Raw genomic sequence first — 12,313 nt, forward strand, 5'->3', positions numbered from 1 at the left:
GCGACGCGCGTGGAAGCCGGTGCGTGACGGCGAGATGGCTAGTTGCCGTTGCCTTGGAGAATCATGTCCACACGATCTTCAGTCGCCAGCCAGCGGCAGCGCTCGGGCTCGCCCGAATCGCGACACTCGTCCTCCTTGTGGTCGACCCAAATGCGCTCCTCGACGCGCAAACTCCGAGCCTGAGCCTCATCGTTGTTTGTTGCGTAGCGGGAAAGCATGCGTCGGTAGTTGTCGTTGAGCGCCCGATCGGCGCGCTGATAGAGCCACTTGTAGGGGCGCGCGGGATCGAACGACGGGAAATTGCCGAACGGGAACGCTTCTTCCGGATTATTGGAATACCAGCCGTTGGCCACGCCCACGATCACTTGGACCGATCGCTGCGAACGTGGAACCGCGAATTCGGAATTCCACGTCAAGACCATCCAGTTATGATCGCCATGCGTATCCAGAACGCGTACGTTGACCGTCTTGACCGGGCGTCCGTTCTCGCGGACATGAACCGCAGCACATGGCCCCACCCGGTTCTTTTCGTCACCGTCGAACCGTGCAATGCAAGTGCCCGGCGGGGGGAGCGACGTCCCGGTCACCTGGCCGAAGTTGTCCTTGCTCGCGTCGGTGTCCGTGACCTTCACAAGCAGGGACACGTGCGGCGAATTCTCGTCGACACGGGCCGCTTCGACGTCAAGATGCAGCGTGGCCTCCGCCAGCGCATTCGCAGAGAACAGGGCGCAGAAACCGGCGAGCGTCGAAACGGCAAGTCGAGTGAAGTACATGACGGATGGTCAAAGGTTGATCAAGAGATGAAAGGGCGTGGCATCGAGCGCCAAACGATCTTAATTCGCGCGAGCGGAACTTTCAAAGTATCGTGACCCGCGGCTCCCGCCTCTGCCCGGGAGCGCCATTCGCCCGACACGCGCCGGGACGAGCCGGTCGTTTCGACGGAAACAGGCGCGACGTGGACATGGCTGGCAAGGAACGCAGTCATGCAAACCGACGCTTCCACCCGAACGTTGCACGCGCATCTACGTAATTCTACGTAGCTCCGCATACGTAGTTATCCGCTTGTAAGCCGCCCCCGTCGCACGGAATACTACGGCCCATCGTCACGGCCGTTGCGAGGCCGTGGCATGACGCATCGACGTCACGCGTGTGTGGCACCTTCGCCGCACGCCATCTAAAACCACATTGGAGACCAGGAGACGCCATGAATCGGGCTTCCAGTACCCTGCTCTGGATTGCGGTCGCGCTGCTTGGCGCGTTCGCGTTCGGCACGATCGCACTCGCACACGGCGAGCGCGTCAGTGCCCTCTGGATCGTGATCGCCGCAGTCTGCGTGTATCTGATCGCGTATCGCTTCTACAGCCGTTTCATCGCCAGCAAGGTGATGCAGCTCGACGGGCTGCGCATGACGCCGGCCGTCAAGTACAACGACGGCCTCGACTACGTGCCGACCAACAAGTACGTGCTGTTCGGCCACCACTTCGCCGCGATCGCCGGCGCCGGCCCGCTCGTCGGGCCCGTGCTCGCCGCGCAGATGGGCTACATGCCCGGCATGCTGTGGATCCTGGCCGGCGTCGTGTTCGCCGGCGCGGTGCAGGACTTCATCGTGCTGTTCATCTCGACGCGCCGCGACGGCCGCTCGCTCGGCGATCTCGTCAAGATGGAGCTCGGCACGGTGCCCGGCGTGATCGCGCTGTTCGGCGCGTTCCTGATCATGGTGATCATCCTCGCGGTGCTCGCGCTGATCGTCGTGAAGGCGCTGACCAATTCGCCGTGGGGCACGTTCACCGTCGCCGCGACGATTCCGATCGCGCTGTTCATGGGCGTCTATACGCGCTACATCCGTCCGGGCCGCATCGGCGAAGTGTCGATCATCGGCTTCGTGCTGCTGATGGCGTCGATCGCGTTCGGCCAGCACGTGCACGATTCGCCGACGCTCGCCGCGTGGTTCACGTTCACGGGCACGCAGCTCACGTGGATCCTGATCGGCTACGGCTTCGTCGCATCGGTGCTGCCGGTGTGGCTGCTGCTCGCGCCGCGCGACTACCTGTCGACCTTCCTGAAGATCGGCACGATCCTCGGCCTCGCGATCGGCATCCTGGTCGTCGCACCGGAACTGAAGATGCCCGCGCTGACGAAGTTCGTCGACGGCACGGGCCCGGTGTGGTCGGGCGGCCTGTTCCCGTTCCTGTTCATCACGATCGCGTGCGGCGCGGTGTCGGGTTTCCACGCGCTGATCTCGTCGGGCACGACGCCGAAGCTGATCGACAACGAAACCAACGCGCGCTTCATCGGTTACGGCGCGATGCTGATGGAATCGTTCGTTGCGATCATGGCGCTGGTCGCCGCGAGCGTGATCGAACCGGGCATCTACTTCGCGATGAACGCGCCGGCCGCCGTGCTCGGCACGACGCCGGAAGCGGTGGCGAACACGGTCACGCAATGGGGCTTCGTGCTGACGCCCGACATGCTGACGCAGACCGCGAAGGCCGTCGGTGAAACGACGATCATCGCGCGCGCGGGCGGCGCGCCGACGCTGGCCGTCGGCATGGCGCACATCCTGCACCAGGTGATCGGCGGCGAAGCGATGATGGCGTTCTGGTATCACTTCGCGATCCTGTTCGAAGCGCTGTTCATCCTGACGGCCGTCGACGCCGGCACGCGCGCGGGCCGCTTCATGCTGCAGGACCTGCTCGGCACGTTCCACCCGGCGCTCAAGCGTACCGAGTCGCTGCCCGCGAACCTGGTCGCCACCGCGCTGTGCGTGGCCGCATGGGGCTACTTCCTGTATCAGGGCGTGGTCGATCCGCTCGGCGGCATCAACACGCTGTGGCCGCTGTTCGGCATCTCGAACCAGATGCTCGCCGCGATCGCGCTGGTGCTCGGCACCGTCGTGCTGTTCAAGATGAAGCGCGAGCGCTATGCGTGGGTGACGATCGTGCCGACCGTGTGGCTGCTGATCTGCACGCTGACCGCCGGCTGGCAGAAGATTTTCGACGCGAACCCGAAGGTCAGCTTCCTCGCGCACGCCGCGAAGCTGCAGGCCGCGGTGGACGAAGGCAAGGTGCTCGCGCCGGCGAAGTCGATCGCGCAGATGCAGCGGATCATCTTCAACGACTACATCGATGCGGCGCTGGCCGGGCTGTTCATCTTCGTCGTCGTGGCGATCGCGGTGTACGGCGTGATCGCCGTGCTGCGCGCGCGCCGCGAGTCGAAGCCGACCGTGCGCGAGACGCCGTACGAAGCGATGCCGGCCGCGCAGGCGCTCGGCAGCGGACGTTAAGGGGAGGCCGCGATGTTCAGCGATCTGGGCAGCGACCTGCGCAGCGCGGGGCGTTACCTCGGGCAGGCGTTGCGGCTGATGGTCGGCCTGCCCGACTACGACACCTACGTCGCGCACATGCGCGAGACCCATCCGGACCGCGAGCCGATGACGTACGAGGAATTCTTCCGCGAGCGTCAGAATGCGCGGTACGGGTCGGGGGCAGGGAAGTGCTGTTGAACCGCACCGCCGCAGCGGTTCGGTGATCGACAGGGAAGCGCCGCGAGGGATTTCGCGGCGCTTTTTCTTTGGCGGGCCGGCGGCGGCGGCGCGCATGCAGCGGGAATCGCCGCGCCGTTTGCCGGCGCGCAGCACGGCACGGACCGGCGGCCGGTATCATAGGGCGTATCTTTCCCGATGGACCCGCAGGAGAACACGTCGTGCATGTCGGTGAGCGTTTCAACAGCATTTCCCATCTCGTCGGCGCGGTGCTGTCGGTGGCTGGCCTTGTGGCGCTCGTGACGATGGGCGCGCTCGAAGGCGATCCGTACAAGGTCGTGAGCTTCAGCGTGTACGGCGCGATGCTGATCCTGCTCTATGCGATCTCGACGCTGTACCACAGCGTGCGCAATCCGCGCCTGAAAGCCATTCTGCAGAAGTGTGACCACTCGGCGATCTACCTGCTGATCGCCGGCAGCTATACGCCGTTCACGCTGGTGACGTTGCGCGGCCCGTGGGGCTGGTCGCTGTTCGGCGTGAGCTGGGGGCTGGCCGTGTTCGGGATCGTGCAGGAACTGACGCTCGGCCGGCGCACGCGCATGTTGTCGATGATCCTGTACGTGGCGATGGGCTGGCTCGCACTCGTCGCGGTGCGCCCGCTGATCCATGCGCTGCCGCCGGTCGGCACCGCGTGGCTCGTGGCCGGCGGATTGATCTACAGCGCGGGGATCTACTTCTTCATCAACGACGAGCGTATCCGCCACGGGCACGGCATCTGGCATCTGTTCGTGCTGGCAGGGAGCCTGTGCCAGTTCGTCAGTGTCGCGATGTATGTCGCGTGAGCGAAGGGTACCGTTGATCCGGTGACGGCGCGCTGCATCGCGGGTGCGCCTGCCGGAGTATGCGTTACCGGCGCGTCGCGGTCCGCAGCTGCGCGGCCGGTTCGCCGGGTGCCGGTGTCGGCCGCGCCGTGATCCACCATGTCGCGGCGGCGAGTGCCGACAATCCGGTCGCGATGCCGAGCGCCACCCGCATCGCCGCCGGAAACGGCTGCAGTGTCGCGATGCATGCACCGAAAATCGCCACACCGAGCGCCGATCCACTCTGCCGCGCCGCGTTCAGCGCGGCCGCCGCCACGCCGGCGCGGCGCCGGTCGACCGTCCCGAGCGCCGGCGACGTCGCGGCCGGCGAGATGAATCCCGATGCGAAGCCGATCGCGAGCATCGGCGCGATAGCGAGCCACGCGGGTGTCGTTGCACCGATGCCCGTCATGCCGAGCGCGCCGGCCGCATAGAGCCCAAACGCCGCGCACATCGTGCCACGCGAGCCGAAGCGCGCAACGAGCCAGCCCGAGCACAGCCCGCCGAGCGCGACCATCGCGGTCATCGGCAGGAACGCGAGCCCCGTGTCGAGCGGGCTCGCGCCGCGGATCTGCCGATAGAACAGGCTGAACACGAACAGCAAGCCGTAGAACACGAACGCCGACGCCATCGACACGAACGTCGAGCCGGCGAACAGCCGGTTGCGGAAGAACGCGAGCGGCAGCATCGGCTCGCGGCGGCGCGCTTCGATCGCGACGAACGCGATCCACGCGACGACGCTCGTCACCGCTCCGCCGACGATCGGCGCCGAGCGCCAGCCGAGCGACGGGCCTTCGATCAGCGTGCCGATCAGCGCCGCGATCGCGATGATGGCCGCGGCCTGGCCGCCCCAGTCGAAATGCCGCGAGGCGTCGACGACGGCGGCGCGCGTGACCGTGCGGCCGAGCCAGATGCCGGCAAGCCCGAGCGGCAGGTTCACGAAGAACAGGCTGCGCCACCCGAACAGATGGATCAGCAGGCCGCCGATCAACGGGCCCGACGCCATGGCGATGCCGCCGCAGCCCATCCACAGGCTGATCGCCGATGCGCGCCCGGCCGGTTCGGGGAATGCGCGATTGAGCAGCGCGAGCGAGCAGGGCACCAGCATCGCGCTGCCGATACCTTGCAACGCGCGGGCGATCGCGAGCGCCGGAAGGTTCGGCGCGACGCCGCACAGCGCCGACGCGGCGACGAATACCGCGAGCCCCGCGATATAGACGGTGCGATCGCCGAGCCGGTCGCCGAGCGTGCCGCCCGTCATCAGCAGGCTCGCGAACGCGAGCGTGTACGCGTTGACGATCCACTGCAGGCCCGCAACGTGGCTGCCGAACGTATGGGCGATGTCGATGAGCGCGACGTTGACGATGGACGCGTCGAGCAGCACGAGCGTGTAGCTCACGCAGGTTGCGGCAAGCACGCGGCGGGCCGCGGCGCGGTTCGGCGCGGCGGCGGTCATGCGCGGTCGGGTGCCGGCGTGGCGGCTCGCAGCGCGAGAAACCCGACCCATCCCCAGTACACGCGATGATGCGCGATCAGCCCGTCACGCAGATCCATCACCTCGACGAGATCGACCTGGTCGCCTTCCGGCGTGGCGCGCGGATATTCCCACGTGAGCTGGCGGCCGTTCGAGAAGAACAGCCCGGTGCGGTACCAGCGCCCTAACTTGTTGCCCGGATTGCGCAGGCCGGCCGCGAAGAATTCACCGATGGCGGCCTTGCCGCGCAGCACGCCGGAGCCGTGATCGGGCAGCGTGACGACGATCAGCGGCGTCTCGAGCACCGCGTCGTCGGCATACAGCGCCATCAGCGCATCGACGTCGCGCGCAACGACGGCTGCGTGCCAGCCTTCATAAATGTGCCGGACATCGGTGTCGGCGTGTGACATGGCGGGTTCCTGGAAGCATCGATAACGGAACCCACTGTAGGGGCGCGTCGCCGCGGGACGTTTCACGTCAACCCGAAACGTGGATGTCACCGTGGCGCACGCGGCCGCGTGCCGGCTGTTATCCCGCCAGCGCGTCGAGATTCAGCACATACGACTTCCCGATCCACACCGCGCAATCGCGATGGTCGCGCAGTTCGTCGTTCGTATTCGGATGCAGGAAGATATCGAGCGCGCCGTGGTTCAGCACGAGCCACGGCACGATGTCGTCGAAGCGCGTGGCGTCGAATGCGATCTGGTACGACCAGGCCGGGTGCGGGCCGACGAGGCGCTCGTGAAAGCGGCCGAGTTCGATGACCGCGCCGAACCGTTCGTCGACGACCTGGCGAAACGCCCAGGCCGCGTCGCGGCTGGCGGCATCGAAATAGACGTGCGCGTGCCAACTGTCGATGGCGGTGGTGTCGAGGGCAGCCATGAAAGGACTCGATAAAAATGGGAATGCATGAGGTGCCGTGCGAAACGGCCGATGCGTGATTATCGCGCGTCCTTGCCGGGCGCGTCGTGTCGCAATCCGGTCGTCCGGGCGCGATGATTTGTCCTGAATCACAAAAACGGTTCGATTCGAAAAAGCCGGCGCTCGAGATATCCGCACGCGCGATATCACGCCGGAAGCCTTGTCGCAGGTACGCCAGCCACGATCGCATCGGCAACACGTCATTTCAGAAACTGAAAAAGCGCGGTGCGCGCCGCTTCGGATCGTCTGAACAATGGCGATCAGGGCGTTGAATGAATTAAAGAAATTCCGATTTGGCGGGATTCGCGCATGACGCGGTTTGCGCATCGAATTCCGAAGCCGAAAATATCAATTGCAGATTCGGCTATTCAAGCGGAATGCAGCGCGACATACGATGGTTTCAACGCATCGTCGAACACGATCGATGCGGGGACAACCAACTGGAGGCCACTATGCGATCCCTCGTTCCCGTTGCGGTACTTTCCTGCGCACTCGTTGCGCTGCCCGCCGTCAGTTTTGCCCAGAGTGCCGTCACCGATGGCGCACCGAATGCCTCACTGTCGAGCTGGTGGGCGGCGCGTGCCGAGACCGACGCACAACTGATGCAGATGACGCGCACCGGCTATCGCGCGACGTCGGCCGGTAACCAGAACTATCCGCTCGCGATGCAGCGTGCGCTCGAACGTGTCCGCAATCCGGTGCCGGACCGGTCGCGCGAAGAGCGGGCCGAGATGGAAGCACGTGCCGCGCGCGACGTGCAGGGCGGCCATCCGGTCAAGGCGTTCTTCGTGAAGACCGCGTACTACCTGAAGGGCGAGAACACGTTCTGATGCAGGAGACGAGCATGGCTTGCACGATCCGATTTGCCGGCGTCGTACGCGCGTCGGCGCCGCGCCGGCTGCCGGATACGCGAGCGACGCAGCGGCGCAACGATGGGCACGGCGCGCAGCGTCGTGCGAAGCCCCCGCGCGATGCGCGCCGTGACGCCGTTGCGTGCCGCAGCGCATGGCCGGCCGTCGCGGCGGGCGACGCGCCCGCAAGCGGGGGCCAATCATGAAGAGCTCCCGGAAGCACCGTCGCCACGTGCCGCTGACCCGCGAGTGGCTGCTGCCGCTGCCGCCCGTGCATGCGCGCGACATCTCGCTGAAATGCCACATGGCGCTCGTCGCGCTGCGTGGCGGGCATGGCAGCGAGGCGCTGCTGTTGCGCTTGCGCACCAGTGTCTACCTGGTGTTCCTGGCGCTCGACGACGTGGTGTGCGCTGATGCGGACATCGACCTGTGCGTCGATGCGGAGCGTGCGCTCGATGCAGGCGTGGCGCGCGCGGCGCAAAGCGGCACATGGACGTTGCGCGACGACGAATGCGCGGTGCTCGAGCATGTGCTCGCGGCGAACGACGCGTGCGTCACGACGCTCACGCGGCATCGGCTGGCCGAGCTGTGGGAGCACGTCTGCACGTTCGCGTCGAGCGGTCAGCCGGCGCTCGTCGCGAGCGCGGCGGAGAAGATGCGCATGCACGCGGCCGAATCGCTGGCCGCGTAGCGGCGCACCGGTTTCGCAGGGAGGGTGGAGGAGACAGGGCCAGCCGCACCGGCGTGGCCGCCGCAATCGCGCTATGTCGACGATTGCGCGGCTGCGGCACCGATACGATGACGGCGGAACGCGACCCAAAGCCGCGGCCCAAAACAAAAGCGCCACGGAGCGGACTCCGTGGCGCTTCTTTTTTCCCGCCGGCGCGGAGGCTCGGCCCCCGCGTGGCGAAACGCGCTTAGGCTGCTGCGGCCGGCTTCGCCGGCTTTTGCAGCTTGCCCTTGCCGGCGCGCTGGATTTCCTCGAGCTTGATCTCGACGTGGCGCGAGAACACGTACTCGGCCGGGCGCTGCTTGTCGATCGGAATGTCCGGTGCGAACGGGCCGTCGGTCTTGATGCCCTTGCGGCTCACGGCGAACGCCTTCAGCGGATGCGCCATCGTGTCCATCACGGCGGTCGCTTCGAAGCCGCAGTGGACCATGCAGTCCGCGCACTTCTCGTAGTTGCCGACGCCGTAGTTGTCCCAGTTCGTGTCTTCCATCAGCTCCTTGAAGGTCTTCACGTAACCTTCGCCGACCAGATAGCACGGCTTTTGCCAGCCGAACACGGTACGCGCCGGGTTGCCCCACGGCGTGCACTTGTACGTCTGGTTGCCGGCCAGGAAGTCGAGGAACAGCGACGACTGGCTGAACGACCAGCGCTTGCCGCCGTCGCCGCGCTTCAGGATCTCGCGGAACAGGTTCTTCGTCTTGTCGCGGTTCAGGAAGTGCTGCTGATCCGGTGCGCGCTCGTACGCGTAACCCGGCGACACGGTGATGCCGTCGACGCCGATCGGGCCCAGCGTATCGAAGAACTTCGCGACGCGTTCCGGCACGGCATCGTTGAACAGCGTGCAGTTGATGTTCACGCGGAAGCCGCGGCGCTTCGCTTCCTTGATCGCCGCGACGGCCTTGTCGTACACGCCTTCCTGCGACACCGAGTGATCGTGCGCCTGCTGGTCGCCGTCGAGGTGGACCGACCAGACGAAATACGGGCTCGGCTGGTAGTCGTCCATCTTCTTTTCCATCAGCAGCGCGTTCGTGCACAGGTACACGAATTTCTTGCGCTTCATGATGCCCTTGACGATTTCCGGCATTTCCTTGTGCAGCAGCGGCTCGCCGCCCGCGATCGACACGATCGGTGCGCCGCACTCGTCGACCGCTTCCAGGCATTCCTGGACGGACAGACGCTGGTTCAGGATGGGATCCGGGTAATCGATCTTGCCGCAGCCGTTGCACGCGAGGTTGCAGCGGAACAGCGGCTCGAGCATCAGCGCGAGCGGATAGCGTTTGTTGCCGGACAGGTGTTGGCGCGTGATGTACGCGCCGACGCGGACTTGCTGGAGCAGCGGAATAGACAAGAGATGTCCTCCTTAAACTTCGCGGGCGACAGCTTGCGTGAGCTTCGCCGGCAGCTTGAATTCGACCTTTTCCTCACGGCCCGCCATCGTCGTGACGTCGACGGGACCCAGCGCGCGCAACGCGCCAATTACATCTTCGACCATCTCCTCGGGCGCGGACGCCCCGGCGGTCAGCCCAACGGTCTTCGCATTCGCGAACCATTCGGCCTTTACTTCTGAACCGTCGGCGACGAGGTAGCTCGGCACACCACTTTCGGTGCCGATCTCGCGCAGGCGGTTCGAGTTCGAGCTGTTCGTCGCACCGACGACGAGCAGTACGTCAACCTGTTCGCTCAGCTCGCGCACGGCGGCCTGGCGATTTTGCGTCGCGTAGCAGATGTCGCGCGTGTCCGGGCCGACGAGGTCGGTGAACCGGCGCTGCAGCGCTTCGATGATGCCGCGCGTATCGTCGACCGACAGCGTGGTCTGCGTGATGTACGCGACCGGCGTGTCGACGGGCAGCGTCAGCGTATCGACTTCTGCTTCGCTCTGCACGAGGATCACCTCGGCCGGAATCTGGCCGATCGTACCCTCGACTTCCGGGTGGCCCGCATGGCCGATCAGGATCAGCCGGCGGCCCGCCGCGACATACTGGCGGCCCTGCACGTGCACTTTCGTGACGAGCGGGCAGGTGGCGTCGAGCACGTCGAGGCCGCGCGTTTCCGCGTCGCGCTCGACCGTCTGGGCGACACCGTGCGCGCTGAAGATCGCGACAGCACCGTGGGGCACCTCGTCGAGTTCCTCAACGAATCGCGCCCCTTTATTACGCAGGTTTTCGACGACATGCCGGTTATGCACGATCTCATGACGCACATAGACCGGCGCACCGTGCTGTTGCAGCGCGCGGTCGACGATCTCGATCGCACGGACAACCCCCGCACAAAAGCCGCGGGGCTGGGCAAGGATGACTCGCATAAGTGAGCGAACTCCGACGACAGACGCCGGGGTTCGAGGAGCTGGCACTCGCTCGCTCGCCCCGGCTTGATGTTATGAAGGCAGGAACGAACCGGCCGGCCAGGCCCCGGAACCCCGAATTAATCGCGCATTTTAACTCTATCGGGAAGTCCTTGCTTTGGTGCTGTGAATGGCGTGTTGCATTTGCGGGAGAGCCGCGTCGGCGCTGGCGCGCGCGGAACCCAGTAAACTATGCGGTTTCGCGGGCAGCCGCTCCGGCTGCCCGGCGTCGCGCTCATTTCAAGGCCATTCGATGACCGTCGATTCTTACGCGTTTTGCCCGGCCGCCCATGCGGTTTCGGGCGTTTTGTTCCTGACCCCTATTGAATTTGCCGATGCCGGCGCCCGGCAGGAGGCGTGCCGATGATGCTGGTCCTTGCTTTCCTGGTGTCCGGCCTGTCGCTGATGATCTGGATCGTGCTGCTCGTCGCGCGTGGCGGCTTCTGGCGCGCGGTGCCCGCGCGGCCGCTGCCGCCCGAGGCGCGCGGCGCCGCGGCGGAGGCCGGCTGGCCGGCCGTCGTCGCGGTCGTGCCGGCGCGCAACGAGGCCGACGTGATCGCCCGGGCAGCGACTTCGCTGCTCGAGCAGGATTACCCGGGTGATTTTCATCTGATCATTGTCGACGACCACAGCGACGACGGCACCGCCGACGCGGCCCGCGCGGCCGCGCTCGCGATCAACCGCGCCGACCGGCTGACGGTGCTGACCGCCAAGCCGCTGCCGGCCGGCTGGTCGGGCAAGGTGTGGGCGCAGTCGCAGGGGATCGCCGCAGTGCAGACGCTCGGCCTGCCGGCCGACTACCTGCTGCTGACGGATGCCGACATCGGCCATCCGCCCGACGCCGTCGCGCAGCTCGTCACGCGCGCGCAGGCCGAGAACCGCGATCTCGTGTCGCTGATGGTGCGGCTGCGCTGCGATTCGTTCTGGGAAAAGGCGCTGATCCCGGCGTTCGTGTTCTTCTTCGCGAAGCTCTACCCGTTCTCGTGGATCAACAACCCGCGCAACCGGACGGCCGGCGCCGCGGGCGGCTGCATGCTCGTCAAGCGCACGGCGCTCGAGGAAGCGGGCGGCATCGAGTCGATCCGCGGCGCGCTGATCGACGACTGCAGCCTCGCCGCGCAGATCAAGCATCGCGGCGAAGGCCGCCATCCGATCCGGCTCGACCTGGCCGATCGCAGCGTGTCGTTGCGTCCGTACGACAGCTGGCGCGACATCTGGAACATGATCGCGCGCACCGCGTTCACGCAGCTGCACTATTCGCCGCTGCTGCTGGCCGGCACGTTGCTCGGGATGACGATCATCTATCTCGTGCCGCCCGCCGCGGCGCTCGCGTACGGCGCGCGCGCATGGCCGGCGTGGCTCGCGTGGGCGTCGATGTGCGCCGCGTATGCGCCGATGCTGCGCTACTACCGGCGCTCGCCGCTGTGGGCGCCCGCGCTGCCGCTCGTCGCGCTGTTCTACGTCGGTGCGACGTTCGCGTCCGCGTGGCGCTACTGGCGCGGCAAGGGCGGCCAGTGGAAGGCGCGCGTGCAGGCGCCGGTGGATCGCTGAGCGTTTGCCGGGAGGCGCTCCTCCCGGTAGCCGGAAGAAAACAGACAGCCCGATCGGTGCGAACCGGTCGGGCTGTTTCGTTTTCGGCGGGACGGCTTGCCGGT

At 66.4% G+C, this 12,313-nt stretch carries 12 protein-coding genes; 6 read left to right on the top strand and 6 right to left on the bottom strand.

The window, feature by feature from the left end; translation table 11 throughout:
- Positions 1 to 38: 38 nt before the first annotated feature.
- On the bottom strand, positions 39 to 773 hold the full coding sequence (locus ACN8ZM_RS31280; RefSeq protein ID WP_420211724.1) for a lysozyme inhibitor LprI family protein: 735 nt from the start codon (positions 771 to 773) through the stop codon (positions 39 to 41).
- Positions 774 to 1,204: 431 nt separating this feature from the next.
- Between ACN8ZM_RS31280 and ACN8ZM_RS31285 the strand changes: the two genes are divergently transcribed.
- From ACN8ZM_RS31285 to trhA, 3 genes are all read left to right on the top strand, one after another.
- Positions 1,205 to 3,283: a carbon starvation CstA family protein gene (locus ACN8ZM_RS31285; protein ID WP_043181239.1), complete on the top strand. Its 2,079-nt coding sequence runs from the start codon at positions 1,205 to 1,207 to the stop codon at positions 3,281 to 3,283.
- A gap of 12 nt (positions 3,284 to 3,295) precedes the next feature.
- A complete protein-coding gene (locus ACN8ZM_RS31290) occupies positions 3,296 to 3,502 on the top strand; it encodes a YbdD/YjiX family protein (RefSeq protein ID WP_006480280.1) in 207 nt (68 codons plus the stop codon).
- Positions 3,503 to 3,702: 200 nt separating this feature from the next.
- On the top strand, positions 3,703 to 4,323 hold the full coding sequence (gene trhA / locus ACN8ZM_RS31295; RefSeq protein ID WP_043181237.1) for a PAQR family membrane homeostasis protein TrhA: 621 nt from the start codon (positions 3,703 to 3,705) through the stop codon (positions 4,321 to 4,323).
- Positions 4,324 to 4,387: 64 nt separating this feature from the next.
- Here trhA and ACN8ZM_RS31300 read toward each other — a convergent pair whose 3' ends face one another.
- The 3 genes from ACN8ZM_RS31300 to ACN8ZM_RS31310 all read right to left on the bottom strand — a co-directional run bounded on the left by ACN8ZM_RS31300 (position 4,388) and on the right by ACN8ZM_RS31310 (position 6,697).
- On the bottom strand, positions 4,388 to 5,797 hold the full coding sequence (locus tag ACN8ZM_RS31300) for an MFS transporter (protein ID WP_420211725.1): 1,410 nt from the start codon (positions 5,795 to 5,797) through the stop codon (positions 4,388 to 4,390).
- Positions 5,794 to 6,225 carry a nuclear transport factor 2 family protein gene (locus ACN8ZM_RS31305; RefSeq protein ID WP_420211726.1) on the bottom strand — a complete coding sequence of 144 codons (432 nt, stop codon included), beginning with the start codon at positions 6,223 to 6,225 and terminating at the stop codon, positions 5,794 to 5,796. The genes ACN8ZM_RS31300 and ACN8ZM_RS31305 overlap by 4 nt, the downstream gene beginning before the upstream one ends.
- Before the next feature lie 118 nt (positions 6,226 to 6,343).
- Complete coding sequence (locus ACN8ZM_RS31310) at positions 6,344 to 6,697, bottom strand: DOPA 4,5-dioxygenase family protein (RefSeq protein ID WP_043181234.1); 354 nt, start codon at positions 6,695 to 6,697, stop codon at positions 6,344 to 6,346.
- A gap of 491 nt (positions 6,698 to 7,188) precedes the next feature.
- Here ACN8ZM_RS31310 and ACN8ZM_RS31315 point away from each other — a divergent pair, with 491 nt between their 5' ends.
- Both ACN8ZM_RS31315 and ACN8ZM_RS31320 read left to right on the top strand, forming a co-directional pair.
- On the top strand, positions 7,189 to 7,566 hold the full coding sequence (locus tag ACN8ZM_RS31315; RefSeq protein ID WP_089451618.1) for a hypothetical protein: 378 nt from the start codon (positions 7,189 to 7,191) through the stop codon (positions 7,564 to 7,566).
- A gap of 223 nt (positions 7,567 to 7,789) precedes the next feature.
- On the top strand, positions 7,790 to 8,278 hold the full coding sequence (locus ACN8ZM_RS31320; protein ID WP_043181229.1) for a hypothetical protein: 489 nt from the start codon (positions 7,790 to 7,792) through the stop codon (positions 8,276 to 8,278).
- Between the two features lie 226 nt (positions 8,279 to 8,504).
- On the opposite strand, the gene hpnH is transcribed toward ACN8ZM_RS31320, so the two are convergent.
- Together hpnH and ispH are read right to left on the bottom strand one after the other, a co-directional pair.
- The gene (gene hpnH / locus ACN8ZM_RS31325) at positions 8,505 to 9,665 is read right to left on the bottom strand and encodes an adenosyl-hopene transferase HpnH (RefSeq protein WP_043181228.1); all 1,161 of its coding nucleotides are present in this window, start codon (positions 9,663 to 9,665) and stop codon (positions 8,505 to 8,507) included.
- A gap of 12 nt (positions 9,666 to 9,677) precedes the next feature.
- Positions 9,678 to 10,619 (bottom strand): 4-hydroxy-3-methylbut-2-enyl diphosphate reductase, encoded by a 942-nt coding sequence (gene ispH, locus ACN8ZM_RS31330; protein WP_039349543.1) that lies wholly within the window; start codon positions 10,617 to 10,619, stop codon positions 9,678 to 9,680.
- A 402-nt stretch (positions 10,620 to 11,021) separates the two neighbouring features.
- Between ispH and ACN8ZM_RS31335 the strand changes: the two genes are divergently transcribed.
- Positions 11,022 to 12,209: a glycosyltransferase gene (locus tag ACN8ZM_RS31335; RefSeq protein ID WP_043181222.1), complete on the top strand. Its 1,188-nt coding sequence runs from the start codon at positions 11,022 to 11,024 to the stop codon at positions 12,207 to 12,209.
- Positions 12,210 to 12,313: the final 104 nt, after the last annotated feature.

It is taken from the genome of Burkholderia aenigmatica (assembly GCF_048627025.1).
Classification (GTDB): domain Bacteria; phylum Pseudomonadota; class Gammaproteobacteria; order Burkholderiales; family Burkholderiaceae; genus Burkholderia; species Burkholderia aenigmatica.